Origin of the sequence: Sulfitobacter sp. TMED3 (assembly GCF_002167505.1) — a bacterium.
Taxonomy (GTDB): Bacteria; Pseudomonadota; Alphaproteobacteria; order Rhodobacterales; family Rhodobacteraceae; genus Sulfitobacter; species Sulfitobacter pontiacus.
Genome location: NZ_NHBI01000022.1, coordinates 94857 through 120125, shown reverse-complemented (window position 1 = coordinate 120125; position 25269 = coordinate 94857). Strand labels below are relative to the sequence as shown.

Annotated in this window: 26 protein-coding genes and 1 other RNA gene; 5 read left to right on the top strand and 22 right to left on the bottom strand. The window is 61.3% G+C overall.

Annotated features, from left to right (window positions below; all coding sequences use genetic code 11):
* Positions 1 to 22 precede the first annotated feature (22 nt).
* The 4 genes from betC to CBB63_RS06650 all read right to left on the bottom strand — a co-directional run bounded on the left by betC (position 23) and on the right by CBB63_RS06650 (position 3762).
* Positions 23 to 1531, bottom strand: coding sequence for a choline-sulfatase (gene betC, locus CBB63_RS06665; RefSeq protein ID WP_286698580.1), 1509 nt, complete (start codon positions 1529 to 1531; stop codon positions 23 to 25).
* Positions 1528 to 2103 carry a choline-binding transcriptional repressor BetI gene (gene betI / locus CBB63_RS06660; protein WP_286698579.1) on the bottom strand — a complete coding sequence of 192 codons (576 nt, stop codon included), beginning with the start codon at positions 2101 to 2103 and terminating at the stop codon, positions 1528 to 1530. Before betI ends, betC begins: the two co-directional genes overlap by 4 nt.
* Positions 2104 to 2225: 122 nt before the next feature.
* Positions 2226 to 3128 carry a DMT family transporter gene (locus CBB63_RS06655; protein WP_286698578.1) on the bottom strand — a complete coding sequence of 301 codons (903 nt, stop codon included), beginning with the start codon at positions 3126 to 3128 and terminating at the stop codon, positions 2226 to 2228.
* Positions 3129 to 3165: 37 nt separating this feature from the next.
* Positions 3166 to 3762, bottom strand: a complete 597-nt coding sequence (locus tag CBB63_RS06650) for a LysE/ArgO family amino acid transporter (protein ID WP_286698577.1) — start codon at positions 3760 to 3762, stop codon at positions 3166 to 3168.
* Positions 3763 to 3962: 200 nt separating this feature from the next.
* On the opposite strand from CBB63_RS06650, the gene CBB63_RS06645 reads away from it, so the two are divergent.
* On the top strand, positions 3963 to 4202 hold the full coding sequence (locus CBB63_RS06645; protein WP_009826495.1) for a hypothetical protein: 240 nt from the start codon (positions 3963 to 3965) through the stop codon (positions 4200 to 4202).
* 143 nt (positions 4203 to 4345) lie between these two features.
* Here CBB63_RS06645 and CBB63_RS06640 read toward each other — a convergent pair whose 3' ends face one another.
* Positions 4346 to 5086: a YebC/PmpR family DNA-binding transcriptional regulator gene (locus CBB63_RS06640; RefSeq protein ID WP_005852303.1), complete on the bottom strand. Its 741-nt coding sequence runs from the start codon at positions 5084 to 5086 to the stop codon at positions 4346 to 4348.
* A 162-nt stretch (positions 5087 to 5248) separates the two neighbouring features.
* Here CBB63_RS06640 and CBB63_RS06635 point away from each other — a divergent pair, with 162 nt between their 5' ends.
* Positions 5249 to 7021, top strand: coding sequence for an SLC13 family permease (locus CBB63_RS06635; protein WP_286698576.1), 1773 nt, complete (start codon positions 5249 to 5251; stop codon positions 7019 to 7021).
* Positions 7022 to 7103: 82 nt separating this feature from the next.
* Here the strand turns inward: CBB63_RS06635 and CBB63_RS06630 are convergent, their stop codons facing one another.
* The 4 genes from CBB63_RS06630 to mgtE form a co-directional block, all read right to left on the bottom strand.
* Entirely contained in the window at positions 7104 to 8873 is a 1770-nt protein-coding gene (locus CBB63_RS06630; RefSeq protein ID WP_286698575.1) for an SLC13 family permease, read from the bottom strand.
* A 151-nt stretch (positions 8874 to 9024) separates the two neighbouring features.
* A complete protein-coding gene (locus tag CBB63_RS06625; protein ID WP_286698574.1) occupies positions 9025 to 9837 on the bottom strand; it encodes a TIGR00282 family metallophosphoesterase in 813 nt (270 codons plus the stop codon).
* A gap of 77 nt (positions 9838 to 9914) precedes the next feature.
* Positions 9915 to 10472 carry a 5-formyltetrahydrofolate cyclo-ligase gene (locus tag CBB63_RS06620; RefSeq protein ID WP_474177345.1) on the bottom strand — a complete coding sequence of 186 codons (558 nt, stop codon included), beginning with the start codon at positions 10470 to 10472 and terminating at the stop codon, positions 9915 to 9917.
* A complete protein-coding gene (mgtE, locus tag CBB63_RS06615; RefSeq protein WP_286698572.1) occupies positions 10472 to 11875 on the bottom strand; it encodes a magnesium transporter in 1404 nt (467 codons plus the stop codon). Before mgtE ends, CBB63_RS06620 begins: the two co-directional genes overlap by 1 nt.
* 117 nt (positions 11876 to 11992) lie before the next feature.
* Here mgtE and guaD point away from each other — a divergent pair, with 117 nt between their 5' ends.
* Positions 11993 to 13285 (top strand): guanine deaminase, encoded by a 1293-nt coding sequence (gene guaD, locus CBB63_RS06610; RefSeq protein ID WP_286698571.1) that lies wholly within the window; start codon positions 11993 to 11995, stop codon positions 13283 to 13285.
* 81 nt (positions 13286 to 13366) lie between these two features.
* Here the strand turns inward: guaD and CBB63_RS06605 are convergent, their stop codons facing one another.
* The 4 genes from CBB63_RS06605 to CBB63_RS06590 all read right to left on the bottom strand — a co-directional run bounded on the left by CBB63_RS06605 (position 13367) and on the right by CBB63_RS06590 (position 16445).
* Positions 13367 to 13801 carry a CAP domain-containing protein gene (locus tag CBB63_RS06605; protein ID WP_286698570.1) on the bottom strand — a complete coding sequence of 145 codons (435 nt, stop codon included), beginning with the start codon at positions 13799 to 13801 and terminating at the stop codon, positions 13367 to 13369.
* 68 nt (positions 13802 to 13869) lie between these two features.
* The gene (locus CBB63_RS06600) at positions 13870 to 15210 is read right to left on the bottom strand and encodes an 8-oxoguanine deaminase (RefSeq protein ID WP_286698569.1); all 1341 of its coding nucleotides are present in this window, start codon (positions 15208 to 15210) and stop codon (positions 13870 to 13872) included.
* Positions 15207 to 16001: a histidinol-phosphatase gene (gene hisN, locus CBB63_RS06595; RefSeq protein ID WP_286698568.1), complete on the bottom strand. Its 795-nt coding sequence runs from the start codon at positions 15999 to 16001 to the stop codon at positions 15207 to 15209. Before hisN ends, CBB63_RS06600 begins: the two co-directional genes overlap by 4 nt.
* Positions 16002 to 16070: 69 nt before the next feature.
* Positions 16071 to 16445: a helix-turn-helix domain-containing protein gene (locus tag CBB63_RS06590; RefSeq protein WP_286698567.1), complete on the bottom strand. Its 375-nt coding sequence runs from the start codon at positions 16443 to 16445 to the stop codon at positions 16071 to 16073.
* Between the two features lie 859 nt (positions 16446 to 17304).
* Here CBB63_RS06590 and CBB63_RS06585 point away from each other — a divergent pair.
* Positions 17305 to 18081: a Bax inhibitor-1/YccA family protein gene (locus CBB63_RS06585; RefSeq protein ID WP_005852283.1), complete on the top strand. Its 777-nt coding sequence runs from the start codon at positions 17305 to 17307 to the stop codon at positions 18079 to 18081.
* 332 nt (positions 18082 to 18413) lie between these two features.
* On the opposite strand, the gene CBB63_RS06580 is transcribed toward CBB63_RS06585, so the two are convergent.
* From CBB63_RS06580 to gatC, 7 genes are all read right to left on the bottom strand, one after another.
* Positions 18414 to 19103 (bottom strand): VIT1/CCC1 transporter family protein, encoded by a 690-nt coding sequence (locus tag CBB63_RS06580; RefSeq protein WP_184582644.1) that lies wholly within the window; start codon positions 19101 to 19103, stop codon positions 18414 to 18416.
* A gap of 127 nt (positions 19104 to 19230) precedes the next feature.
* Positions 19231 to 19398 carry a 50S ribosomal protein L33 gene (gene rpmG, locus CBB63_RS06575; RefSeq protein WP_005852281.1) on the bottom strand — a complete coding sequence of 56 codons (168 nt, stop codon included), beginning with the start codon at positions 19396 to 19398 and terminating at the stop codon, positions 19231 to 19233.
* Positions 19399 to 19579: 181 nt separating this feature from the next.
* Positions 19580 to 19991: RNase P RNA component class A (gene rnpB / locus CBB63_RS06570), an RNA gene on the bottom strand.
* 100 nt (positions 19992 to 20091) lie between these two features.
* Positions 20092 to 20760 (bottom strand): N-acetylmuramoyl-L-alanine amidase, encoded by a 669-nt coding sequence (locus tag CBB63_RS06565; protein ID WP_286698566.1) that lies wholly within the window; start codon positions 20758 to 20760, stop codon positions 20092 to 20094.
* Between the two features lie 5 nt (positions 20761 to 20765).
* Positions 20766 to 21512: a hypothetical protein gene (locus tag CBB63_RS06560; RefSeq protein ID WP_286698565.1), complete on the bottom strand. Its 747-nt coding sequence runs from the start codon at positions 21510 to 21512 to the stop codon at positions 20766 to 20768.
* Positions 21513 to 21550: 38 nt separating this feature from the next.
* Entirely contained in the window at positions 21551 to 23038 is a 1488-nt protein-coding gene (gene gatA / locus CBB63_RS06555; protein ID WP_009826480.1) for an Asp-tRNA(Asn)/Glu-tRNA(Gln) amidotransferase subunit GatA, read from the bottom strand.
* Positions 23038 to 23325 carry an Asp-tRNA(Asn)/Glu-tRNA(Gln) amidotransferase subunit GatC gene (gene gatC, locus CBB63_RS06550; RefSeq protein WP_005852277.1) on the bottom strand — a complete coding sequence of 96 codons (288 nt, stop codon included), beginning with the start codon at positions 23323 to 23325 and terminating at the stop codon, positions 23038 to 23040. Before gatC ends, gatA begins: the two co-directional genes overlap by 1 nt.
* Before the next feature lie 188 nt (positions 23326 to 23513).
* On the opposite strand from gatC, the gene CBB63_RS06545 reads away from it, so the two are divergent.
* Positions 23514 to 24206: a metal-dependent hydrolase gene (locus tag CBB63_RS06545; RefSeq protein ID WP_180829052.1), complete on the top strand. Its 693-nt coding sequence runs from the start codon at positions 23514 to 23516 to the stop codon at positions 24204 to 24206.
* A 6-nt stretch (positions 24207 to 24212) separates the two neighbouring features.
* Here CBB63_RS06545 and CBB63_RS06540 read toward each other — a convergent pair whose 3' ends face one another.
* Together CBB63_RS06540 and CBB63_RS06535 are read right to left on the bottom strand one after the other, a co-directional pair.
* Entirely contained in the window at positions 24213 to 24647 is a 435-nt protein-coding gene (locus tag CBB63_RS06540; protein WP_286698564.1) for a hypothetical protein, read from the bottom strand.
* The gene (locus tag CBB63_RS06535; RefSeq protein ID WP_286698563.1) at positions 24644 to 25264 is read right to left on the bottom strand and encodes a DUF5671 domain-containing protein; all 621 of its coding nucleotides are present in this window, start codon (positions 25262 to 25264) and stop codon (positions 24644 to 24646) included. Before CBB63_RS06535 ends, CBB63_RS06540 begins: the two co-directional genes overlap by 4 nt.
* Positions 25265 to 25269: the final 5 nt, after the last annotated feature.

Here is a 25269-nt window from a genome sequence, read left to right as displayed (position 1 = left end):
CCGCACCCCTTGGGCAGTCGTTCTATTCGCCGCGCGGAAAACGTTTATTCTCTTCCAGCACGTTCAGATCCATGTGGTTGCGCATGTATTGCTCTGACGCATTGCGCAGCGGCTGGTGATCCCACGGATAGTACCCGCCCTTGCGCAGCGCCTCGTAGACGACCCAGCGGCGGGCCTGGCTTTTGCGGACATCGGCATCGAAGGCGGCCATATCCCAACGGGCGTCGGCCTTGGCCGACAGGGTCAGCCGCGTGCCCTGATGGGCAGGTTCTTCGGCAAGGTTGGTCAGCTCGTGCGGATCGGCTTCCAGATCGAACAGTTGGTCAGGATCAAGCGTGCAGCGGTTGAACTTCCACTTGCCGTAGCGCAGTGACACCATCGGCGCATAAGACGCCTCTGCCGCGTATTCCATCGCAACGGGTTCGGTGCGTTCCACCCCCTGCCCCATGGGCACCAGCGATTGCCCCGTGGTCCATTCCATCACCTCGTCCATGGACACGCCTGCCAGATCACAGACGGTGGGGCACACGTCGATATTGCTGACCGGTGTGGTCTGCAAACCGGGTGCCATCTGCGGGGCCACGATCATCATCGGCACGCGGGAGGATCCCTCGAAAAAGCTCATCTTGAACCAAAGCCCCCGCTCGCCCAGCATATCGCCGTGGTCCGAACAGAAGATGACAATCGCCTCTTGGCGCGTGTCCTCTAGCGTTTGCAGGATCTCACCGATCTTGTCGTCAAGATAGCTGATGTTGGCAAAGTAAGCCTGACGCGAACGTTTGATGTCGCGTTTGGTGATGTCGAAACTGCGCCAATCGTTGGCGTCAAAGATACGTTTCGAATGGTTGTCCTGATTTTCATACCCCAGATCGGGCACCTCGGGCAGCAGGTGGTCGCAATCGTTGTACAGATCCCAGTACTTCTTGCGTGCGACATAGGGGTCATGGGGGTGCGTAAAGCTGGCGGTCAGGCACCACGGGCGCGGATCCAGACCGCGGGACAGGTCGTAAATCTTGCGCGTCGCCTCATAGGCCACGGCGTCGTCATATTCCATCTGGTTGCTGGTTTCCGCCACACCTGCGCCGGTCACCGACCCCATGTTGTGATACCACCAGTCAATGCGTTCCCCCGGCTTGCGATAATCCGGCGTCCAGCCAAAATCGGCGGGGTAAATATCGGTGGTCAGGCGTTCCTCGAACCCGTGCAGCTGATCGGGGCCGACGAAATGCATCTTGCCCGACAGGCANGTCTGATAGCCCGCNNGNCGCAGATGGTGGGCGTANGTNGGCACGCTNGACNNGAANTCNGCCGCGTTNTCATAGACGCCCGTNGCCGACGGNAGNTGCCCNGACATGAACGCCGCCCGCCCCGGCGCGCANAGCGGGCTGGCGGTATAGGCGTTNTTGAACCGNGTCGACCGNGCNGCNAGCTTTTTNAGGTTCGGNGCATGCAGCCAGTCNGCNGGGCCGTCGGGAAACAGCGTGCCGTTCAACTGGTCGACCATCAGGATCAGGATATTGGGTTGGGTCATTTCGCACGCTCCACCAGCATATGAAGCACCGACAAGGCGCGATCACTGGCGGCGCGGGCGCTGCCCTCGTCCGACAAGGCGGCNCGCAGGTAAAGCCCGTCGATCAGGGCGGCCAGCGTATCGGCATCCCCTGCCGGATCATCCGAGATCGGGCGCAGCGCATAGGTCAGGTTCGACCGCAGCCGCTTTTGATACACCACNAGCAAACGGTAGGTTTCGGTATTGGTCCGCGAGGAGGCATAGAGCGTCATCCAGGCGCTGACCGTTGCCGGATCGAAATAGCTTTCGTCAAAGCTCGCGCGGATGATCGCCTCGGCNCGTCCCAGCGGGGATTTGTTCAGACGCAGCTCGCGGCGGACCTCGGCGCTGTATTCCGTCAGGATATAGCGCATGGCCGCCAGAAAGATCTGGTCCTTGCCCCCAAAATAGTGATGCGCCAGCGCCGAGGACATCCCCGCGCGGCGCGCGATCTGGCCGACCGTCACATCCAGTGACTGGGCAGCACCGATTTCGGCAATCGTCGCTTTGACCAAGGCGTCGCGGCGAATAGGCTCCATTCCGACTTTGGGCATAAAGAATCCTTAGTGGTTTGATAGCGTCTGGCCATCAAACCTACGTTCATTGACTGACAAGTCAATAAAAACCTGAGNGCGGATCAACTCAGGGTTTAGTCANTTTCCAGCCGGCGGCGTNGCTAGAATTTCGTCGCCGGCGTNGCGGGGGTNATCTGNCGTTTCAGCATCGCCTCGCGCCATGTGATAAACGTCACCGACCCAAGGATCACCGCCCCGCCAAGAACGACCCAGATATCAATGGGTTCAGCAAANACGACAGCACCTAGCGCCGTGGCCCAGACCAGTTGCAGGAAGGTCACCGGCTGGGTCACCGTCAGCGGTGCTGCGGCAAANGCNAGCGTCATGGTNTAGTGGCCTGCGGTTGCAAAACAGGCGACAGCGGCGAGGATTCCGATCTCCTCCCACGTGGGGGTGATCCAGTTGGCAAGCGCGAAGGGGGCCAGAAACAGCGTCACGAACAGCGACATCATCGCGACGACGACCGACGGGCGCACCTCATCCGCAAGCACNTTGGCCAGCAAATAGGCCCCNCCAAACACCACCGCCGCGATCAGCATCGCGAAATGCCCGCCGGTCAGCTCTCGAAACCCGGGTCGTAGGATGATCGCGGCCCCGACCAGCCCCAGCACGACCGCAATGATCCGGCGCAGGGCCAAGCTCTCGCCCAGAAACAGCGCGGCCCCGATGGTGACATAGATCGGCGCAAGATAGTTCATCGCCGTCACCTCGGCGATAGAGATACGGGTCATGGCGTAGAACCACAGGATAACGCCCACCCCATGCAGCCCGCCGCGTACCGAAAAAAGCGCCCATTGGCGGCGCGACAGCTTCGCCTCGCGCAGCGCGCCAATCGCGGGCAGCAGGAACACCAAGCCAAAGCCATAACGGATAAAAGCAGCTTCGGAGGACGGCAGGCGCGGGCCCATATGTTTGACCAAGGCGGTCACGCAAATGAAACACAGGCCGGTCACGACCATCCAGAAGATACCGGTGACGGGGCGTTGGGGATGTGCAGTTGTCATGGGCGCAACATTCCCCAACCCTTCCCCAAGGGCAAGGTCACATCAGCAGAAGTTTCAAAGCAATCGCCCACATGGTCAGCGCGATCACACCATCCAGAATTTGCCAGCTGCGCGGCTTNCTGAAAAACGGCCCCAACAGGCGCGCGCCATAGCCCAGGCTGAAAAAGAAAACAAAGCTCGCCGTGACCGCACCTGCCCCGAAGGCAAGGCGGCTNTCATATTGCGCGGCGATNGACCCCAGCAGCACGACGGTATCAAGATAGACATGCGGGTTCAGCCAGGTCAGCGCGAGCANGGTCAGGATCGTGCGGCGCAGGCTGGTTTGCGCGGCCCCGTCAGCGGCCAGCGCATGGCCGCCCTGCCAAGCCGATCGCGCGTTCTGGAAACCGTACCAGATCAGGAACGCCGCCCCGCCGTAGCGCATCAGCGTTTCGAACCACGGCACCGCCGTTGCCAGCGCACCGAACCCCGCCACCCCTGCGGCGATCAGCACCGCATCTGACAAGGCGCAGGTCAGGCAGACCCAAAAGACATGCTGCAACCGCAAGCCTTGGCGCAAGACAAAGGCGTTCTGCGCCCCGATCGCCAGAATCAAGGTCAGGCCCAAGGCAAAGCCGGGAAAGAAGGCGGTCATATGTCAAAAGCTCCGTCGGGAATCTGGGCCGGTCTCGGGCAAGATGCACCGCCGGACCCCACCCAAAAATAAATTTTCATCCCCTGCAACCCCAACTTTATTGTTGCGGCCGCGAAACATTTGCGTGATTGGGCCCGTTACTACTAGCGAACCACAGATACAGCGCCTATCTGATCCGCATACAACCAAGGAATAATGTCATGTTCGACGACAAACAGAAGCTGGAAATCAGCCAAGATGAATTGGCGCTTATCGAAGCAGCCCTGCACACACAGTCCAAGATCCTGAGCGTTCAGGCAAGCGCAGGCGGATCTAAGGCCTTGGGGCACCTGAACGAGGTCAAACGCGTCCTCGCCTCTATATCGCAGCAGCGCGTGCGCGACACCACGACCAAACCGGCCTGGGGTGGTCTTTTTCGCATGGCGCGCCTTTTGGGATAAATTCGGCCCCAAACGCTGACACAAAAAAACCGCCCCGCAGCTATGCTAGGGCGGTTTTTTTGTGTCTCGCGGGCGCGTGACGCACCCGCCCCCCGCCAAAGCAAAGCCCCGCCGCGACGTGGGTCGCTGGCGGGGCGTAAATGTTACAGCTGCTCCATCACCTCGTCAGAGGCTTCGAAGTTCGCGGTGACCCGCTGCACGTCGTCGTCGTCTTCCAGGGCGTCGATCAGCTTCATCAGCTTTTCCATCCCTTCCAGATCCATTTCGGTCGTGGTCGTCGGACGCCAGACCAGCTTGGTGCTGTCGGATTCGCCCAACTCGGCCTCTAGCGCGGTGCTGACATCGTTCAGGTCGGTATCCATGCACCAGATGACATGTCCGTCATCCGAGCTTTCGACGTCTTCCGCACCCGCTTCGATGGCGGCCATCATGACGGTGTCGGCATCGCCAACGCTGGCGGGATAGGTGATTTCGCCCTTCCGGTCGAACATGAAGCCGACGCTGCCTGTCTCGCCCAGATTGCCACCGTTCTTGGTGAAGGTGGACCGCACGGTCGACGCGGTGCGGTTGCGGTTGTCGGTCATCGCCTCGACGATGACGGCAACACCATTGGGGCCGTAGCCTTCATAGCGGATTTCTTCGTAATCCTCGCCCTCGCCGCCGACGGCTTTCTTGATCGCGCGTTCGATGTTGTCCTTGGGCATGGACTGGCCCTTGGCCTCTTTCACCGCAAGACGCAGACGCGGGTTCTTGTCCGGATCGGGTTCGCCCATCTTCGCCGCGATGGTGATTTCTTTGGAGAGCTTGGAAAACACCTTGGCGCGCAGTTTGTCCTGACGGCCCTTACGGTGCTGGATATTTGCCCATTTTGAGTGACCTGCCATGGTGACCTCATATGCTAAANTTCNNNGTTGGCTCTCTATACGGCAGCCNANGCNCCTGAACAAGCCACCGCGCACGCGCGCGGTATGGCTGGGTTTGGGGCAGACAGGCGNGCGGGCGGCTGCTAGGGCTTTGGTCGCAGTTCACGCAAGGTACGNCNACACATGACCACCGATCAAATCATCCTNTTCACCCTGTTTGCCGCCGTGTTTGGCATGCTCTTGTGGGGGCGGTTCCGCTATGACCTTGTCGCCTTTGCCGCGCTGATGGTTGCCGTGGTCCTGGGTGTGGTCGACAGCGAGGATGCCTTTGCGGGCTTTGGTCACCCTGCGACGCTGGTGGTCGCGCTGGTGCTGATCGTATCGGCGGGGCTGACGCGGTCTGGCGCGGTGTTGCTGATCACGCGCACGCTGGTCGATGCCTCGCGCAGCCTTGGCGGGCATATCACGCTGATGGGGGTCATCGGCGGGGTGCTGTCAGCCTTCATGAACAACGTCGCAGCCCTTGCGCTGCTGATGCCGGTCGACATCCAGACCGCCCGCAAAGCCGGGCGATCCCCGGGATTGAGCCTGATGCCGCTGAGCTTTGCCACGATCCTTGGCGGCATGGCGACGCTCATCGGGACGCCGCCCAATATCATCATCGCCTCGATCCGACAGGAATCCCTTGGCGAACCGTTTCGCATGTTCGATTTCGCCCCTGTGGGCGGGATAGCGGCGGCGGCGGGGCTGGCCTTTGTCGCGCTGATCGGCTGGCGGTTTATCCCGCAGCGCGAGAATAACGTGCTGGGCCCCGAAGACCTGTCCCCCTATCTGGCAGAGCTGACGATCCCCGAAGGCAATGCCCAGATCGGTAAACGTCTGGCAGAGCTTCAGGACGCAGCCGAGAAGGCCGATGTCGCCATGCTGGGGGTGATCCGGGACGGCAAGCGCCGCTACGGCCAGTCACGCAACCTGCCCCTGCGCGCAGGCGACGCGCTGGTGCTTGAGGCGACGCCCGACGCGCTGGACGAATTTCGCAGCACGCTGGACCTGCATGTCGCAGACGCCGACCGCGAAGACCGCCTGCGCGCCGATGGCGAAGGGGTCGAGATCATCGAGGTCGTGGTCACCAGCGATTCCCGGCTGAACGGCCGGTCGGCTCAGGCGGTTGGCCTGTCGTGGCGGCAGCGCTCCGTGCTGCTGGGGGTATCGCGGCGCGGCAAACGCATCACCTCGCAACTGCGCAAGACCGAGCTGCAGGTGGGGGATATTCTGCTGCTGCTCGTGCCGCGCGATACCGCGTCCCATGTGGTCGAATGGCTGGGCGTACTGCCCCTTGCTGACCGCGGGTTGGCAGTGACCGAAAACCACAAGGTCTGGCTGGCGATCGGCCTGTTTGGCGGCGCGGTCACGGCGGCGAGCTTTGGGTTGATCTACTTGCCCGTCGCCCTGGGGCTGGTCGTCATCGCCTATGTGCTGGCGCGGATCGTCCCGCTGTCCGAGCTTTACACCCATATCGAATGGCCTGTCGTCGTCTTGCTGGGGTCGATGATCCCGTTGGGGGCGGCGCTCGAAAGCTCTGGCGGGACGGAGCTGATTGCCGGTGCGCTTGTCGGATTGACCCAAGGGCTGCCCGCATGGGTGGTGCTGACGGTGCTGATGCTGGTCACCATGACCCTGTCGGATGTGCTGAATAACACCGCCACCACCATCGTCGCCGCCCCCGTGGGCATCCAGATGGCGGCAAGCCTTGATGTCTCTCCCGACCCGTTCCTGATGGCGGTCGCCGTCGCCGCATCAAGCGCATTCCTGACGCCCATCGGACATAAGAACAACACGCTGATCCTTGGTCCCGGGGGCTATAGCTTTGGCGATTACTGGCGCATGGGGCTGCCGCTCGAGATCATCGTCGTCGCGGTGTCCATTCCGGCTATTCTGGTCTTCTGGCCGCTTTAGGGGCAGAGCCAAGGGAAGGAGCCGGGGGCCACCCCCCGGACCCCCGGGATTTTTGCCATTTGGAAGCGCAGGTTCGGTGCTATCAGAAGAGCGGGATCATCAGGGAGACGAGCAGCGACATCGACAGATTGAGCGGAATGCCGATGCGCATGAAGTCGGTGAAACGGTAGCCGCCCGGCCCATAGACCAGCGTATTGGTCTGATAGCCGATGGGGGTGGCAAAGGCGCAAGACGCTGCGATCATCACCGCCACGACCAAGGGGCGCGGGTCCATGCCAAGTGCGGACCCGAGGCTGATGGCAATCGGTGTCATGATCACCGCCACCGCGTTGTTCGACACGATCTCTGTCAGGGTTGTCGTCAGCAGGAACACCGCGAAGATCACATAGAAAGGCGACAGCGTGCCGAGGAAGGGTGCGATATTGTCAACTATCAGGCTGATCGCGCCGGAGTTTTGTAACCCTGCCCCGACCGCAAGCATCGAGAAGATCAGTGCCAGCAGCCGGCCATCGACAAAGCTGAAGGCCTCTTCCGCGTCGATACAGCCCGTGACCAGGACCAACGCCACGGCCAGCACCGCCAGCAGCAGGATCGGCGCGACGTTCAGCGCGGCCAAGACCACGATCCCCACCAGCGCCGCGATGGCGATCGGGGCATGGCCACGCCGGAAGGCCCGTGCGGACGGCTGCGAGACGTCGACCATATCCATATCCGAGGCAAGGCGCTGGATATCCTCCATCGCGCCTTCGAGCAGCAGCGTGTCACCGACCTTGACGATGAGGTCGTCAAGCTGACGACCGATGTTCTGGTTCCGCCGGTGTACCGCCAAAGGGTACACCCCATAGCGTCGGCGCAGACGCAGCGCGCCGAGCGTGCGGCCCACCATCTTGCAGCCCGGCGTGATCAGCACCTCTACGGTCGAGGTTTCCACCGCCGAGACCTGATCGACGCGCTTGAGCTCTTTATTCGCCTGAAGGCTGAGCAGTTCCGTCATCTGGGTCCGCAGAACCACACGGTCACCGACCCGCAGTTCGACACTGGCCAGATCGCGGCGCAACGACTGATCGCCGCGCACCACGTCGATCAGCCGCACGCCTTCGCGTTTGAACAGCTGCACGTCAAGCACCTCGCGCCCGATCAGGTTGGAGTCGGGCGGGATCACGGCTTCGGTGAAGAACTTCATCTTGGAGCGGTCGGACAGCATATTCGCCATACTGTCGCGCGCGGGCAGCAGTTTGGGGGCGAAGACGGCCATATAGATCAGGCCCCAGGCGCAGACGACCAGACCGATGGGCAGGATTTCGAAAATGCCAAACGGCTCCAACCCTTGCGACCGTGCGACACCATCCACCAGAAGGTTGGTCGAGGTCCCGATCAGCGTCAGGGAGCCGCCCATGATCGCCGCATAGCTTAGCGGGATCAGCAGTTTGGAGGCTTTGGTGCCAAGCGTCTGGCTAAGCTGCACCACGACCGGAATCATCACCACCACCACGGGCGTGTTGTTCATCACCGCCGAGGCCGCCATAACCGCCACGATCACGCCCACCACCGCCGTTTTCGGATGCGTCTTGGCATAGCGTTCGGCCATGCGCGTCAGCACATCCAGCGCGCCCGTGCGTACCAGCGCGCCCATCACGATGAACATCGCGGCAATGGTCCAGGGGGCAGAGTTCTGCAGCACCGCCTGCGCATCGTCATAGGGCAAGATGCCAAGCGCCAGCATGATGGCCGCCCCTGACAGGGCCACGACCTCGGTCGGGAGGGATTCACGCAGGAACATGACGAACATGATCACAACGACGGTCAATGCCAGGATGGCAGAGGTGCTATCCGACAGGTTTAGAAAGTCCATTCAGGTATATCCGGCCTTGGGCAGATGAAAATCAGACTGCAGTGTCGTTGATTGCAACGTCCACGGCAAGCGTCGCCTTGGGGCAAGCGTCAGATGCGCCTGCCCTGCGCTATTCCGGATACGGGTCTAGATCGTGCCAGCCGCAACGCGGTCAGGGCGCGCTTTGCTGCAGCTTGCCGCCCTGACGCACGGGCACGATACGGGTCGCCTTGCCGGTGCGGTCGTCGGTTTCGATATAGACGCCGGATAGGGTCGCTTCTTCGTTGGCGGGGGTGAAGCGGTCTTTGGGCATGCCGGTAATGAAGCGGCGCAACGGCTCCGTTTTCTCCATGCCGATCACCGAATGGTAATCGCCGCTCATGCCTGCATCTGTCAGATAGGCCGTCCCGCCCGGCAGGATCATCGCGTCAGACGTGGGCACATGGGTATGCGTGCCCACAACAAGGCTGGCGCGGCCATCACACCAATGCCCCATCGCCATCTTTTCCGAAGTCGCCTCGCAGTGCATATCCACAATCACCGCCGATGCCATGCCGCCCAGAGGGTGGGTCTTGAGCACAGGTTCAAGCGCCGAGAACGGATCGTCAAAGGGGCGTTTCATAAAGACCTGACCAAGCGCTTGGGTGACCAGCACCTTGCGCCCGTTCTTGGCGGTGAACAGTCGCGCGCCCTTGCCCGGTGCATTTTTCGAAAAGTTCAGCGGCCGGATGACACGCGGCTCCTGTTCGATAAAGCTCAGCATGTCTTTTTGGTCAAAGGCGTGGTCGCCCAGGGTCAGACAATCGGCCCCTGCGTCCAGCAGCGTTTTGGCGTGGCTGCCAGACAGCCCCATGCCAGAGGTGGCGTTTTCACCGTTCACCACCACAAAATCCAGCTTCCAATCCGTCCGCAGACGGGGAAGGTTTTCGCTGATTGCGCGGCGGCCCGCGCGGCCCATGACATCGCCGAGAAAGAGTATTTTCATGCCCCAAGCGTTAGGCTGCGCAGCGCCCGAGGGCAAGGGGCGGGGCTGCGGTTTTTGCGCGCGGGGTGCAGGCGCGCCTAGGCGATCTCGATCACGCCTGTCTCTGTCACGATCAGATCAAGCGGCTGGTCGGTGGGTTCAAGCGGCAGGTCGTCAACCTCTTGGCCCGCAAAGGCAAAACCGATCGCCAAGGTTGCCCGCCGCTCACGCAGCTGTTCCAGCGTGCGGTCATAAAACCCGCCGCCATACCCCAGACGCCCGCCAGCGCGGTTGAACGCCAGCAGGGGTACGATCACGATTTCCGGGTCAAAGAAATCCTCGGCAGCGGGGATCTGAGCGCCAAAGGCACCGTCCACCAAAGGGGTATCCGGGGTCCAGCGCGAAAACCGCAAAGGCTGCGCCGCGCCCATGATCACCGGCACGCCCACGGGGCCGTGGGCCGACGCCTCGGCCATGGCGGGGCGCGGGTCAATCTCTGTGCGTATGGGCAGAAAACCGGACAGCGGGACGCCGCGATACCCCGCAAGCACTTCGCTCAGATAGCCGGCTTGCGCGGCGTTGGCACCATCAAACAGCGGCTTGCGACGGGCGAAGGCCGCCTTGCGCGCTGCCGCCTTGACCGCCGCCATATCCATCACAGCAAGACCGCCGCCGCCAGCCCCAGAAAGGCGAAGAAGCCCACGACATCCGTCACCGTCGTCACAAAAGCACCAGAGGCAAGGGCCGGATCCACGCCGAAACGTTCCAGCAGGATCGGGATGCCCGTCCCCGCAAGCCCCGCCACGACCATATTGATCACCATCGCCGTGGCGATCACATAGCCAAGCGCGGGTGACCCGAACCACAGGATCCCGACGATCCCCATGATGATCGCGAAAATCAGGCCATTCACCAGCCCCACAAGACATTCACGCCGGATCACGCGCCAGACGTTCGACCCGGTCAAATCCCGGGTCGCGATGGCGCGCACGGCCACGGTCAGACTTTGCGTACCGGCATTCCCCCCCATAGAGGCCACGATGGGCATCAACACCGCCAACGCCACGATCTGCGCGATCGCTGCCTCGAACTGCGAAATCACCATAGAGGCCGCGATGGCCGTCACCAGGTTCACCGCCAGCCAGGGCAATCGCTGCTTGGTTGTCTCGATCACACGGTCAGACAGCGACCCTTCGCCAACACCGGCCAGACGCAGGATGTCTTCTTCGTGTTCCTCGTCCAGCACCGACATGGCGTCATCAATGGTGATCACCCCGATCAAACGCCCCTCGTCATCGACAACGGGCGCAGAGATCAGGTGATACTGGTTGAACGCATAGGCGACATCGCCCTCGTCTCGCAGGGCGGGAATGACCTGAAACGTATCCTCCAGAATATCGCGCATGGGGGTGGCGCGTTTGGACCGTATCAGCTTGCCAAGGGTGACATTGCCCACAGGGTGCAACCGCGGATCGACCATGACAATGTGATAGAACTGGTCCGGCAGGTCTTCCTCGGGCGTGGCGCGCAGGTGATCGATCGCCTCGCCCACGGTCCAGTGTTCGGGGGCCATGACAACTTCGCGNTGCATCAAACGACCAGCGGAATATTCGGGATAGGTCAGCGCCTGTTCGACAGCGACCCGGTCCGCNTCTTCCAGGGCCCCCANAATGGTCTCGGCCTGCGCATCNTCAAGGTCTTCGATCAGATCGACAACATCATCGCTGTCCATGTCGCGCACGGCGTCCGACAGCACCTCGGGCGTCAGNATCGCAACGACTTCCTCGCGGATCGATTCGTCGAGCTCCGACANAATCTCGCCATCGAACTCGCGGTCATACAGCCGGATCAGCTTGGTCCGTTCAAAGGCGCTGATCTGTTCCAGAAGGTCGGCGATGTCGGCCGCGTGCAGCGGCTCCATCAGNTCTGTCAGCTTGGCGGCGTCATCGATTTCCACCGCATAGAGAATGGACGCCACGGCCTTNTTGTTCAGCCGATATGCCTCGCCTTCATCCTCGGCGTCGGGGGAGAGTTCAAGTTCCTGTGCGTCGTCAACCATGGCTGCCCCCACTTGCGATTTTGCGCAGACCATAAGCGTGCCACAGCGCGGATACAATGGCGCGGAACCCTGCGCTATCGGATTGTCGGCACGGCGGGCTGCGGTTAGACAGGCNNCATGAAAACACAAACACTCCTCCTCGGCCAAACGCTCCGGTTTACGGGCAATCCCCTCTCTGACCCGTGGGAGGAGACGGTTCATATCGACAGCGACGGTGGCGTGCTGATTGAAGGCGCGCAGATCAAGGCCGTGGGCCGCGGCGCCGACCTGCGCAAGGCGCACCCGCAGGCGACGGTGCAGGACTATGGCGAGCGGCTGATCTGCCCGGGGTTTGTGGACGCCCATGTGCATTATCCGCAGACCGCCATCATCGCGAGCTGGGGCAAACGGCTGATCGACTGGCTCAACAGCTATACCTTCCCGGAGGAAATGCGCCTGTCAGACCCCGCCTATGCCCGCGACATCGCCGGGCGCTATCTGGATCTGACGCTGGCCAACGGCACGACCACTGTCTGCTCTTTCGCCACCATCGCCCCCACCAGCGTCGACGCGATATTCGACGCGGCAGCAGAGCGTGGTCAGCGGATCGTGGCGGGCAAGACCTGCATGGACCGCAACGCCCCCGACGGGCTGCGCGATACGGCGCAATCGGCCTATGACGACAGCAAGATGCTGATCGACCGCTGGCACGGCAAAGGCCGCGCCAGCTATGCGATTACGCCCCGTTTCACGCCGACCTCGACGCCGGAGCAACTCGCGGCCCTGGGTGCGCTCTGGACCGAGCGCCCCGACTGCCTGATGCAGACGCACCTGAGCGAACAGATCGACGAGATTGCTTGGGTCCAAGACCTTGTGCCCCACGCCCGCGATTATCTGGACACCTACGAGGAACACGGGCTGGTGCGCGATCGCGCCGTCTTTGGCCATGCCATCCACCTGACCCCGCGCGAGATCGACCGACTTGCGGACAGCGGCGCATCGGTGGTGCATTGTCCCACCTCGAACACCTTCATCGGATCGGGACTGTTCGACATGGCGCATATCGCCGCGCAGCAGATACCGATTGGCTTGGCCACGGACACCGGCGGCGGATCGTCGTTCTCGATGCTGCGCACAATGGCTGCGGCCTATGAGATCGGCCAGCTGCGCGGCTCCCCCACCCATGCGGCGCAGTTGATGTGGCTTGCCACCGCCGGCTCTGCCCGCAGCCTGCATCTGCACGAAAAGATCGGCACACTCGCCGAAGGCTTCGAGGCCGACATCACCGTGCTCGACCTCGCCTCCACCCCCGCGATCAAGCAGCGCAGCGACAATGCGCACAGCATATGGGATCAGCTTTTCGCCACAATCATGATGGGCGACGACCGCGCCATCAGCGATGTCTGGGTCAACGGGGTGCGCCGAGGCTGACGCCAGCCTCCTTCATTTTGCCCTTAAACTCCCCGCGGCGCGTCCCGCAGGCGCGCCTTGCGGCACGGCTTCGGGCCCATCCTAACAGGGTGCGGCCAGAACCATTGCCCAAATCCGGTCCGGCCCCTGAAACAGGCCAAAACCCGTGGCATTCCGGTTCATCATATTGCGGTAATGCGGCGCCGACTGCGCCCATCCCCGCATGACCTGCGTCAGATCCCCCTGCCCCTTGGCAAGATTCTCGGCCACATAACACCAGCGATAGCCCTGCGCCCGCACCCGATCGCCGACACCAGACCCATCGCGCCCCGTGTGCGCGAAATACCCGTGCCGCGCCATGTCCAGCGCATGTGCCCGTGCGGCGGCCTCTAGCCGTGGTGCATAGGACAGCGGGGCCACCCCCTGCTGCGCGCGCATGGCATTCAACATCTGAACCGCCTGTGGGTCGGCGCGCAAAGGCGATATCGCGGCAATCAACAGAGCCACGGCCAAAGCCAGCCTTCGCAGAATATTCATACCGTCAACTCCCCCCGCCTTCGCGCTACCCGCGCCTCTACCTCCTCCCGAGATAGAGCTATGCGTGTTTATATCGCGTCCCGCAGCGCCCGCGCGAGCTTGTTTTGCTGCGCGATCTGCGCGGGTAGATCTATGGTCACGACCTGCCCATCCCGCACGACGCTGCGCCCTTCAACAAGCAAATCGCGGACCGTTGTCGGCCCCGCAAGCAACAGTGCNGCAGGATCCCAGCTCCCGGCGCTTTCAATCCCGCTCACGTCCCAGATGGCGATGTCTGCACGCGCCCCCACCTCGATCCGCCCGCATTCGGGGCGGCCCAGGATGTCTGCACCGCCGCGCGTGGCAATCTCGAGCGCTTCGCGGGCGCTCATCGCATCCGCCCCGCCAGCAACGCGCTGCAAAAGCATCGCCTGCCGAGCCTCCGCGACAAGATTACCGGCGTCATTGCTTGCGGATCCATCGACCCCAAGNCCTACGGGAACCCCGGNATCNCGCATCGCACGAAGGGGCGCGATCCCCGAGCCCAAGCGGCAGTTCGAACAGGGGCAATGTGCAACGCCAGTCTTGGTCTGCGCGAATAGCGCGATCTCGCTCGGGTCGAGCTTCACGCAATGGGCATGCCANACATCGGGCCCGACCCAGCCCAGATCCTGCGCNTATTGACCCGGACGACAGCCGAATTGCGCCAATGAATAGGCGATATCCTCGTCGTTCTCGGCAAGATGCGTATGCAGCATCACGCCTTTGTCCCGCGCCAACAGCGCTGCGTCCCGCATCAGGTCCCGACTTACCGAGAAGGGCGAACAGGGCGCGATNCCAACCCGACACATGGAAGAGGCCGATGGNTCATGAAAACCNTCGATCACACGNATGCAATCCTCCAGTATCGCAGCCTCGCGTTCCACCAAAGCNTCAGGTGGCANCCCACCGTCGCTTTCCCCGATGCTCATCGCGCCGCGCGTGGGCTGAAACCGCACGCCGATCTCTGCCGCGGCGNGTATCGTATCCTCCAACCGGCTGCCGTTCGGATACATATACAGGTGGTCCGAGCTTAACGTGCAGCCGGACAAGGCAAGCTCTGCCAACCCCACCTGAGCCGAGACATACATGTGATCCGGCGTAAANCGCGCCCAGATCGGNTAAAGCGTTTTAAGCCAGCCAAACAGCAGCGCGTCCTGCCCCCCCGGCACCGCCCGCGTCAGACTTTGATAAAGGTGGTGATGGGTGTTCACCAACCCTGGCGTCACAACGCACCCTGATGCTTCTATCACCTCCCCTTCAGTTGTCAGNTTTTGNCCCACCGCCACGACAACCCCATCGCGCAGCAAAACATCAGCCGATACCAATTCGCGCCGCGTCTCATCCATCGTCAAAAGATAATCAGCGTTGCGTATCAGCAGTTCGGTCATATCGGACAATTCCTAACAAACTCTAAAGCTTCGGCGTGAATATCGGCATTGGCCGCCGCGATGGCACGTCCCCCATGATGGGCGGGGCCGCCATCCCAGTCGGTAACGANGCCACCGGCGGCATGGACAAGGGCGATTGGCGCTTGAATATCATAGGGTTGCAGGCCCGCTTCGATGACCAGATCGACCTGCCCCGAGGCCACCAAAGCATAAGCATAGCAATCCATCCCAAAGCGCGCCAAACGCGCATGTCGCGCCACCTCGGCAAAGGCGGCACCTTCGGATGTCGTCCCGACTTCTGGGAAAGTAGTGAAAACGGTCGCCTGTGACAGTGCACGCGCCCCACGTGTCCGTAGCGGATGAACGCCAGACGGGCCCGACACCTCGGCTTGGCCGCTGTGCCCNACAAANCGCTCNCGAATATAGGGNTGGTCGATGATCCCGAAAAACGGCCCATCCGCATTGCTGACCGCGATCAANACGCCCCAGGTCGGCGTGCCGGAGACAAAACCNCGCGTGCCGTCAATGGGGTCNAAAACCCAGGTGAGCCCGGANGTNCCTTCCGCNNTNCCATATTCTTCGCCTAGGATGGCGTCGTTGGGGCGTTCGCGTGCCAAGATATCGCGCATGGCCCGTTCGGCCGCACGATCGGCTTCAGTGACGGGATCATAGCCGGACTGGAATTTGTTGTCCGCAATCAGATCTGCTTGACGAAAATGGGGAAGTATCGCGGCACGGGCGGCGTCCGCCAGCAAATGGCCCACACGCAATATATCGGGATCGGAGTGCATATTTGGTATCATAGCTACCGATCTGACACTTTCGCCAGATCCTTGCAAGATAACACTTCCCGCTAAAGGTTAAGCCACATCACTNAGGACACGCGCCAGTTCGAACAGGCGGCGGCGTTGGTTTTCGGGGATCGCGTAGTAAGAGCGGATCAAATCCATCGCCTCTTTATCGCCGCTCAGATCGGCGGGGNTATTGTCCAAGGCTTTTTCGGGCTGCGTTTTTTCGGCTTCCAGACCTTCAAAGAAATGCGAAACGTCCACGTTCAGGGCAAAGGCGATGTCCCAAAGTCTGGACGCGCTGACACGGTTTGCACCGGTTTCATACTTTTGGATTTGCTGGAATTTTATGCCAACAAGTTCTGCTAAGCGCTGCTGTGTCATGCCTGTCAGCCAACGGCGCTGCCGTATTCGCTGACCAACATGAACATCTACTTTATGAGGCATCACGATCTTCTTTCTAACTCAGCGCCCATAATTTCGACGCTTGTATTTGTGGAGAGGAAGTGACCAATTCACGTGGTCATTTCCGACAAAACGTGCTACTTGCAAATATACTCACTATGCGCAAATAAAATGAAAATGGACATACGTTCAGTTATCATTCCAATCAGCGCCAGCACTTAATCAAGCGTTGTTTCCGCGAGAAAAATACCCCTTATACGCGAATTGAACGTAGCAAGCGTTCGGGAACTCGCAAAACTTTTTACCTGAGCCGAGCACCATAAATTCGCCGCAATGCTGTGTGTCAGCATTTCCAACACATTGAGACCTGCTCCTCTCACGCTCAAGAATACCATATTTGTCAGTAAGATAGCCCCGTCCCTCAGCTTCGCCACTACATTCTGCGCGGGTGCGCGATGTTTTGCTCACGGCACCCAAATACCGCCTGATTAGCGCTAATAACGAAAACGTTACGGCACAATTGCGCATATCACAGGGAAGAATCATCCTTTTCATGGGCAAAAGGCTTGCAGTCTAAACCTTAAAATACCGTTCAGAGCCGCGAGAACGGCGCGGCAAAGTGCCGCGACGCAAAATTCGCAAACGCGTTAGGAAAATCTTCATATTTTTTCTTTAGCTCATTCATCACGGACACGCAGATGTGCAACCGAAAGGCTGCGTGTTCCGACGGTAGAAATGCCTATGTTGCGCCACATTTGGCAAAGCAAAACGCCAATAGTGTCCGCTGCGCTAGAATTGGATGCGAAAGCTCTTGAAAACAAAGACGTGTGTGCCGATATTTGACCCAATACCGAGGTCGGAGAACCGACTTTGCAACACGTCTATTATTTGGAGGATATTCATGGCCGACGTGAACACCATCCGGTCTGCGGCCGGATCCCGCGCCGCCGCTATCGATGAAGGGCTGCGCACCCATATGAATAAGGTGTATGGCACCATGTCGATTGGCATGTTGATCACCTTTGCAGCGGCTTGGGCCATTTCCGGCCTGGCCGTGACGACCGATCCTTCGGGCGCGGTTGCGCAGATTGGCACTGACAAATACCTGACCTCCTTCGGTTCCGCGCTGTATATGTCGCCGCTGAAATGGGTTGTGATGTTTGCACCTTTGGCGTTTGTCTTCGGCTTGGGTGCCGCGATGAATAAAATCTCGGCCGCGACTGCGCAGACATTGTTCTATGTTTTCGCTGCCGTCATGGGCGTTTCGATCAGCTCGATCTTTCTGGTCTTTACGGGCTATTCGATCATCCAGATTTTCTTGATCACTTCGATCGCTTTCGCGGGCCTCTCGCTTTGGGGCTACACCACGAAAAAGGACATCTCCGGCTGGGGTAGCTTCCTGATCATGGGCGTCATCGGCCTGGTTGTTGCGTCGATCGTGAACATCTTCCTCGCCTCCCCCGCCCTGGTGTTCGCGATCTCGGCTATCGGCGTTCTGATTTTCGCTGGCCTCACCGCCTATGACACGCAGAACATCAAGAACACTTACTTGGCACATGCACATCACGGTGACCAAGAATGGCTGCAGAAGTCCGGTATCATGGGCGCATTGAGCCTGTACCTGAACTTCATCAACATGTTCATGATGTTGCTGCAATTGTTCGGCAACCGCGAATAACAGACTGCCCCACGACGCGGGGAAATACCTAAGAACGAGCGCCCATCGACATCTGTTCGGTGGGCGCTGTCTTTTGCCCTAGGCGCTATCACAACCGTCGGCCCGTCTACCTAATCTGCCCGCGACGCTTCCGCTTAACTGCAATCCATCTAAGCAGTCTTTTCAGTAACATTCGGTTCAACAAGCGTGCTGGCACGACCTTGCGACTGTACGTCTTCCAGTCGGGCGCGCAGAAAAGCACACCCGCAGAGGAGCGAACCTCCTCTCGAAATGCTCACAGAAGTGATGATTTCGAAGGTCTCAGCTCAGGCGCCAGCTCACCCCCGACCAAGCTAAACCGCAACGTGGAAGGCTTGCCCCAACGCAGCGGTCACGGCCATCGCAAGCGCGCCCCAGACCACCGCACGAATAATCGCCGAACGCATGGGCGCACCGCCAAGCCGCGCACCGCCGCCGCCAAGCAGTGCCAGAGCGAGCACAGCGGTCACGGCAATCGCCATCAAAGCGTACCCGGCAGGGGCGACAAGTGCTGCGATCAACGGAAAGGCCCCACCCAGAGCGAAGGCGAGCGCGGAGGCCCCGGCGGCCTGCAGCGGATTCGCCTGCCCTGCCAGGCCAAACATACCGAGCTCTTCGCGCGCATGCGCACCAAGAGCGTCGTGGTCCGTCATCTGCGTGGCAACCTTGACGGCAAGCGCGGCATCGACGCCGCGGTTCTCCAACCCTTCGGCAAGCTCTTCCAGCTCGTAGTCTGGGTCTTCCTCCAGCGCGATACGCTCACGCTCCAGATCGGCGGCTTCCACATCGGCCTGCGCCGAGACAGAGACATACTCCCCCGCGGCCATGGACAGTGCGCCAGCGGTCAATCCGGCGAAACCGGTCAGGGCGACATTTCCGGTCGCCATCCCCGCCGAGGTAACGCCGACCAGAAGGCTAGAGATGGAAACAATCCCGTCATTCGCCCCCAGTACAGCGGCGCGCAACCAGTTGCTCCGGTTGATGTAATGGCCTTCTTTGGGCATTGCCCGTCTCCTTGCGATCACATCCGGTACTTAGCCGCGACAGCGGGGCTGTTCCCATGTCCGAGGTAGAAAAACGCAAAAGGCCGCGCACGAGGCGCGGCCTTCATATCGCGTCGACGGTAAGATCTTACTTGATCTTGCCTTCTTTGTATTCAACGTGCTTACGAATAACGGGGTCGTACTTTTTGATGACCATTTTCTCGGTCATGGTACGTGCGTTTTTCTTGGTTACGTAGAAATGGCCTGTGCCCGCGGACGAGTTCAGACGGATCTTGATCGTGGTTGGCTTCGCCATAGTCGTTCTCCTGCAACGACGAGCAGGCCGCTGATCGACCGCTCGTGAAATCCTGAGTTTTGGGTTCTAGTCACGCCTGCGCCTGAGTCAACCGCTATTTCCTGCCCATGGCCCAAACGAACCGGAAAAATTGAAGTTTTCCGGACCAAGCCCCCGAAGAACAGGGGTAAAGACCATGATTATGCGCGGAAGGCCTATAAGCCGGATTTTGTCCCCGCCTTGCGACAGGGGATGACCATTCCTCTGACCATGCAGTTGCCTGCACAGCTACAGCTGCCAACCCGGACCTGCTGGGGCAGAAGTGGCCCCGCCTTGCCTGTTGCCAGACGCGGCGCGCGGTCCCTATTTGGCATTGCTCCCGGTGGGGCTTGCCTTGCCAGAGATGTTACCACCTCCGCGGTGCGCTCTTACCGCACCGTTTCACCCTTACCTCCCCGGTGGTATCGGTTGCCCGACCCGTCGAAGCGGCGGTCTGTTTTCTGTGGCGCTTTCCGTCGGGTTACCCCGCCCGGGCGTTACCCGGCACCGTTTCTTCTGGGAGTCCGGACTTTCCTCGACCTTGTTGCCAAGGCCGCGGCCATCCAGCCTTCCGCGCGCTGCACGCCTAGCGCTTAACTTCAGGTGGGGTCAATCAGTTTCACCCGCCGCGATGCCTTCGGCGAGGATTTTAACCATTTGGAAAAGGGTGTGGTGCTAGAGATCATGCCCGAGGGTCATATCCGCGGCGCAGAGCGGCCCCTTGCGCCAGGGGGCATACCGCAGACGCGTGCTGTGCAGCAGGAGATCAATATCATCGGTGGCGGTGTAGCCTGCCGCATGTGCCGCCGCGATAAAGGCGGCCGGCGTGGGGTCGGATCCGGGGGCGTTTTCCGCGTACCGACTACCTTTGCCGGCAAGGTTCTGACGCGCCAGACGTGGCCAGTCGAATCGCGGTCCGGGGTCGATCTTGCGTCCGGGGGCCATATCCGAATGGCCGATGACCCCTTCGGGCGGGATCGACCACCGCTGCATAATCCCGCGCAGCAGGGTTTCAAGCGTGGCCATCTGCGGTTCGGAGAAGGGGTGATTTCCGCGGTTATCCAGCTCTATCCCGATAGAGCGTGAATTGATGTCATCGCGACCCTGCCATCCCCCCGCTCCGGCATGCCAGGCACGCTGGTCTTCCGGGACGAGTGGTACAGTCTCGCCCTTGCCCGTGATCAGGTAGTGGGCGGAGACTTCGGCCGCAGGGTCACAAAGACGTGCGCAGGCCGCTTCTGCACTGTCCATCGCGGTATAGTGGAGCACGATCAAAGAGGGCCGCAACCCGTTGCGGCGCGGCCCATGGTTCGGGGAAAGGTAGCGGTCAGGCGCGTCTGCCATAGGGCCTAGCCCTGCACCCCTTTGCGATAGGGGCTCGGGTCCCAGTTGCAGGCGTATCCGTCGCCGTCAGGGTCCATGCCAGAGCGGTCCTTTTCAGGGCCGCCCGCACTGAGGAAGGCGATCTGCGCCTGATCCGGGTGCGAATACTGGGCGCAGGCCCGTGCGAATTTGCGCTGCTTGTTGAACCCCCGACGGGTGTAAATCGGGGTGCCGACGGCGTGATTGTTCTGCAAAGCATAGGCCACGATATTGGGCCCGGCATCGGCGCGGTCCGGCAGGGCTTCGGGTTGCACCACACGGTATTGCGCGCGGTTGGCCGCGATGCGGGCCGCGTCGCCTTCGATGCTGCGCTCATCAGCCACGGCGTCAAAGTTGTTCTCTTGCGAGATTCCCCCTGCCCCCAGCACCGGTGGCGCAGGGTTGGATGGGCTGGCGTTCACAGGGGCTACGCCCGAATTGGTCGCGGCATCATTGCCAAGCCCACCGGGGCGCGTGGCATCCAGGATACGTGCCGTTTCTGCAGCCGTCGCCGCAGCGGAGCCATCATCGACAGTGTCCAGCGGCGTGGCGTCCACCGTGGCGGGTGCTGGCATCGTTGCCACCGCCCCGCCTGCCAGGGCCGTATCCCGCTGGGATTGCGCGGCGTCGAACGACCCGTCAAAACCGACACCCCGTCCACTGTCGGGGATTACGGGCTGGCAGGCCGCCAGGGCGAGCCCCAAGGCTGCAACAATTGAACAACGTATCATCATCGGACCTGCTTTATCTGCTCTGGTTTATTGGCGGGGGTTTACCACCATTTCTGCGGCTTGGCTACAAAGCCCGCCGCCTGCTCCAGCGCATAGGCGGTAGACAGCAGATCGGCCTCTTCCCATGGGCGGCCGATCAGCTGCAAGCCAAGCGGCAGGCCGGTCTCGCTGGTGCCGGTGGGCAATGCGATACCGGGCAGCCCCGCGAGGTTCACGGTGACCGTGAAGACGTCGTTCAGATACATCGCCACAGGATCCGTATCCGTCATCTCGCCCAGACCGAAGGCCGCCGAGGGCGTGGTCGGGGTCAGGATGCTGTCGATACCGGCCGCAAAGGCGTCTTCGAAGTCTTTCTTGATCAACGTGCGGACCTTGCGCGCCCGGTTGTAGTAGGCGTCGTAGAAGCCCGCGCTTAGCACATAGGTACCGACCATGACACGGCGCTGCACCTCGGCCCCGAAGCCTTCGGCGCGGGTCTTTTCGTACATCTCGGTGATGCCGTCGCCGTGGTCCAGCTTGGCGCGGTGACCATAGCGCACCCCGTCATAGCGGGCGAGGTTCGACGAAGCTTCCGCCGGTGCGATCACGTAATAGGCAGGCAAGGCGTATTTCGTATGCGGAAGAGAGATATCAACGATCTCGGCCCCGGCGTCGCGCAACATGGCGATACCGTCCTGCCACAGCTTGTCGATCTCGGCAGGGATACCGTCGATGCGGTATTCCCGCGGGATGCCGATCTTTTTACCACGGATGTCGCCGGTCAAGGCGGCTTCGAAATCAGGGACCGCCAGCTCGGCAGAGGTGCTGTCCTTGGGGTCATACCCCGCCATGGCACCCAGCATGATCGCCGCATCGCGCACGGTCTTGGTCATCGGGCCCGCCTGATCCAGCGACGAGGCAAAGGCCACGACGCCCCAGCGGGAGCAGCGGCCGTAGGTTGGCTTGATCCCCACGGTGCCGGTAAAGGCCGCAGGCTGGCGGATCGATCCGCCGGTATCGGTGCCGGTGGCCGCAAGACAAAGATCCGCTGCCACAGCCGCCGCCGACCCGCCCGAAGATCCGCCGGGTGTCAGCGCTGTCTCATCGCCCGAACGCCGCCACGGGTTGACGGCATTGCCATACACGGAGGTTTCATTGGACGATCCCATCGCGAATTCATCCATGTTTAGCTTGCCCAGCATGATGGCCCCGCTGTCCAGCAGGTTCTGCGATACGGTGCTTTCATACTCGGGCAAGAAGCCTTCAAGAATACGCGACGCGGCTTGCGATGGCACCCCTTTGGTGCAGAACAGATCCTTGATGCCGATGGGCAGACCGCACATGGCAGGGGCATCGCCGGATTTGATCCGCGCATCGGCTGCCTTGGCCTGATCCATCGCCAGATCACCGGTGTGGTGGACAAAAGCATTCAGCGCGCCCGCGCCCTCGATCGCGCTCAGACATGCCGCCGTCAGCTCGGCCGAGGTCACATCCCCCTTGCGCAGCGCGTCACGTGCATCGGCAAGGCCCAGTTTATTCAGATCAGCCATTATTCAACCACCTTCGGAACCGCAAAAAATCCTTCGCGCGCGTCGGGCGCATTGGCCAGCACCTTGGCCTGTTGGTCGCCATCGCGCACCACGTCCTCGCGCTTTTTCAACACCTGAGGCGTGACCGATGTCATCGGCTCTACCCCGTCGACATCGACTTCGTTCAACTGCTCGATAAAGCCGAGGATATTGTTGAACTCTTGCGCCAGCGCGGGCAAGGCGTCGGGTTCGACCTTGATGCGGGCCAGTTTCGCCACCCGTGCGGCTGTGGACTCGTCAATGGACATGGGCGCTCCTTCATCTGATTGGGTGCCGTTTATCGCCCCCTGCCCGCCCCCGCAAGTCTGGGGGCTGCCTCTGACCCGCAATCGCGCCGGTTGATCCTTCATTTTGCCAAATAAACTCCCGCCGGAGGCTCCCCAAAGCGGCATCACGCGCTACAGTCCGCTAAAGACACGGAATAAGGGAGACCCAAATGGATATCATCTGGCTTGGCCACGGCAGCTTTCGCATCGAGATCGAGGATCAGATTCTGCTGATCGACCCCTGGCTCACCGGCAATCCGATGCTGGACGACGCGCAGCACGAGGCCGCTCTGGCCGGCGTGACGCAAATCCTGGTGACCCACGGGCATTTCGACCACACCCAGGACCTCAAGATGGTGGCCGAGAAAACCGGCGCGCCGGTTGCAGGCATGGTCGAACTGATGGGCTATTTCAGCGCGCAGGGCGTGGAAAACACCACCGGTTTCAACAAAGGCGGCACTATCCGCTGCGGCAAGGTCGATGTAGCAATGGTCCCTGCGTCGCATTCCTCTTCCGTCGATGGGGACGCGGGGCCTGTCTATATGGGGGCCGAGATCGGCTTTATGATCAAGGGCGAAGGCCGCACGATCTATGTCTCGGGCGATACGGATATTATGGCGGATATGGATTGGATGGGCGACTACCACAAACCCGATATCGGCATCCTGAGCGCGGGCGGCCATTTCACTATGGATATGGCCGGTGCGGCCTATGCGGCGAAACGGTATTTTGACTTCAAGACCGTCATCCCCTGCCACTACCGCACCTTCGACGCGCTTGAACAATCGGCACAGGTACTGATCGACGGCTTGCCCGGCGTCGATGTGATCGAGCCCGAGGTGCTTAAACCGATCAGCCTGTAAAACGGCCTAGTTCACAGAACCGGCGCGATCCCCGATGAAACAAAGGGTGTGGTTGGCGCGCAGGGCGATGGTGTCTTGATCAAACGCAGCTTTGCGCGCCTCTGCCGGATCAAGCGCCAGTGTGGCGCAGACCTCGAACGCGGTATCGCTGAGGCGGTGATAGGCGTAAGGCGCGCCCGTTGCAGGGTCGCCTTGGGTCAGCACATCGCGCAGACCGGACCGCGTGCCGGGACAATAGCTGTCATCCGCAAGCGCTTGCGGCAATGGTTTGCGCGGGTGACCAAGGCACATCAGATGCGTGTGCAAGGTCCGCAGATCGCTGAGGCGCTGACTGTCCTGCTGGGCGAGCCTTGCGTGCTGCGGGCCACCCACCACGACCAAGCCGCCGATGATGGCACCGCCGACCAGCACAGACATGCAAATCAGCAGCAACTTGTTCACGCCGGGGCCTCTTCGCGCAGATCGCGCAGATAATAGGCAAAGATGCCCCCGGCGACGACCAGCACCACCAGCGCCTTGAGCAGGAATTGCGCCGTCAGGTCACCGGTCAGCAGCGCATAGATGGTGGCAATCGAGTCCCCTAACATCGTCAGCGCGGCCAAAAGCAGGCCGATGTAGATCATCCATTTGCGGATCGCAGAGCGGTAGAGCGCAGGGTCGCGCGCCAATTTCCGCCGCTCGCGCAAGGTCAGCCACAGATACATCGGTCCGGTCACGATCAACACCGCAACACCCCAGCGGATCGACCGGTCGTTGCCGCCGTCGCCCGTGGCAAAGACCACATCGACCAGCGCCTGTAATACGACAACCAGATTGAACGCGCCAAGGATCAAGACGCAGAACGTCAGCGCATAGGTAAAGAAGTCCCGCGCAGACACCGTCGCCACAGGCCGCGGAATGGGCGGAGAGAACGGCATCTCGTCCCAGCCGTTCAGCGCGTCCTGCACCTCGGCGCTGCGCCAGCCCGCATGGGTCAGTGCGGCTGTGATCTCGGCCCGTGACTTGCCCGCAGCCAAGGCGTCGCGCACGAAAATGCTCAGCTCGTCCCGTTGGGCCATATGGG

What these genes read in the sequence shown, in the direction of transcription:
- CBB63_RS06645 (WP_009826495.1), top strand. Translation starts at nt 3,963, where the DNA reads ATGTTCGACGACAAACAGAAGCTGGAAATCAGCCAAGATGAATTGGCG.
- CBB63_RS06640 (WP_005852303.1), bottom strand. Translation starts at nt 5,086, where the DNA reads ATGGCAGGTCACTCAAAATGGGCAAATATCCAGCACCGTAAGGGCCGT.
- CBB63_RS06630 (WP_286698575.1), bottom strand. Translation starts at nt 8,873, where the DNA reads ATGGACTTTCTAAACCTGTCGGATAGCACCTCTGCCATCCTGGCATTG.
- CBB63_RS06625 (WP_286698574.1), bottom strand. Translation starts at nt 9,837, where the DNA reads ATGAAAATACTCTTTCTCGGCGATGTCATGGGCCGCGCGGGCCGCCGC.
- CBB63_RS06620 (WP_474177345.1), bottom strand. Translation starts at nt 10,472, where the DNA reads ATGGATATGGCGGCGGTCAAGGCGGCAGCGCGCAAGGCGGCCTTCGCC.
- guaD (WP_286698571.1), top strand. Translation starts at nt 11,993, where the DNA reads ATGAAAACACAAACACTCCTCCTCGGCCAAACGCTCCGGTTTACGGGC.
- CBB63_RS06605 (WP_286698570.1), bottom strand. Translation starts at nt 13,801, where the DNA reads ATGAATATTCTGCGAAGGCTGGCTTTGGCCGTGGCTCTGTTGATTGCC.
- CBB63_RS06585 (WP_005852283.1), top strand. Translation starts at nt 17,305, where the DNA reads ATGGCCGACGTGAACACCATCCGGTCTGCGGCCGGATCCCGCGCCGCC.
- CBB63_RS06580 (WP_184582644.1), bottom strand. Translation starts at nt 19,103, where the DNA reads ATGCCCAAAGAAGGCCATTACATCAACCGGAGCAACTGGTTGCGCGCC.
- rpmG (WP_005852281.1), bottom strand. Translation starts at nt 19,398, where the DNA reads ATGGCGAAGCCAACCACGATCAAGATCCGTCTGAACTCGTCCGCGGGC.
- CBB63_RS06565 (WP_286698566.1), bottom strand. Translation starts at nt 20,760, where the DNA reads ATGGCAGACGCGCCTGACCGCTACCTTTCCCCGAACCATGGGCCGCGC.
- CBB63_RS06560 (WP_286698565.1), bottom strand. Translation starts at nt 21,512, where the DNA reads ATGATGATACGTTGTTCAATTGTTGCAGCCTTGGGGCTCGCCCTGGCG.
- gatA (WP_009826480.1), bottom strand. Translation starts at nt 23,038, where the DNA reads ATGGCTGATCTGAATAAACTGGGCCTTGCCGATGCACGTGACGCGCTG.
- gatC (WP_005852277.1), bottom strand. Translation starts at nt 23,325, where the DNA reads ATGTCCATTGACGAGTCCACAGCCGCACGGGTGGCGAAACTGGCCCGC.
- CBB63_RS06545 (WP_180829052.1), top strand. Translation starts at nt 23,514, where the DNA reads ATGGATATCATCTGGCTTGGCCACGGCAGCTTTCGCATCGAGATCGAG.
- CBB63_RS06535 (WP_286698563.1), bottom strand. Translation starts at nt 25,264, where the DNA reads ATGGCCCAACGGGACGAGCTGAGCATTTTCGTGCGCGACGCCTTGGCT.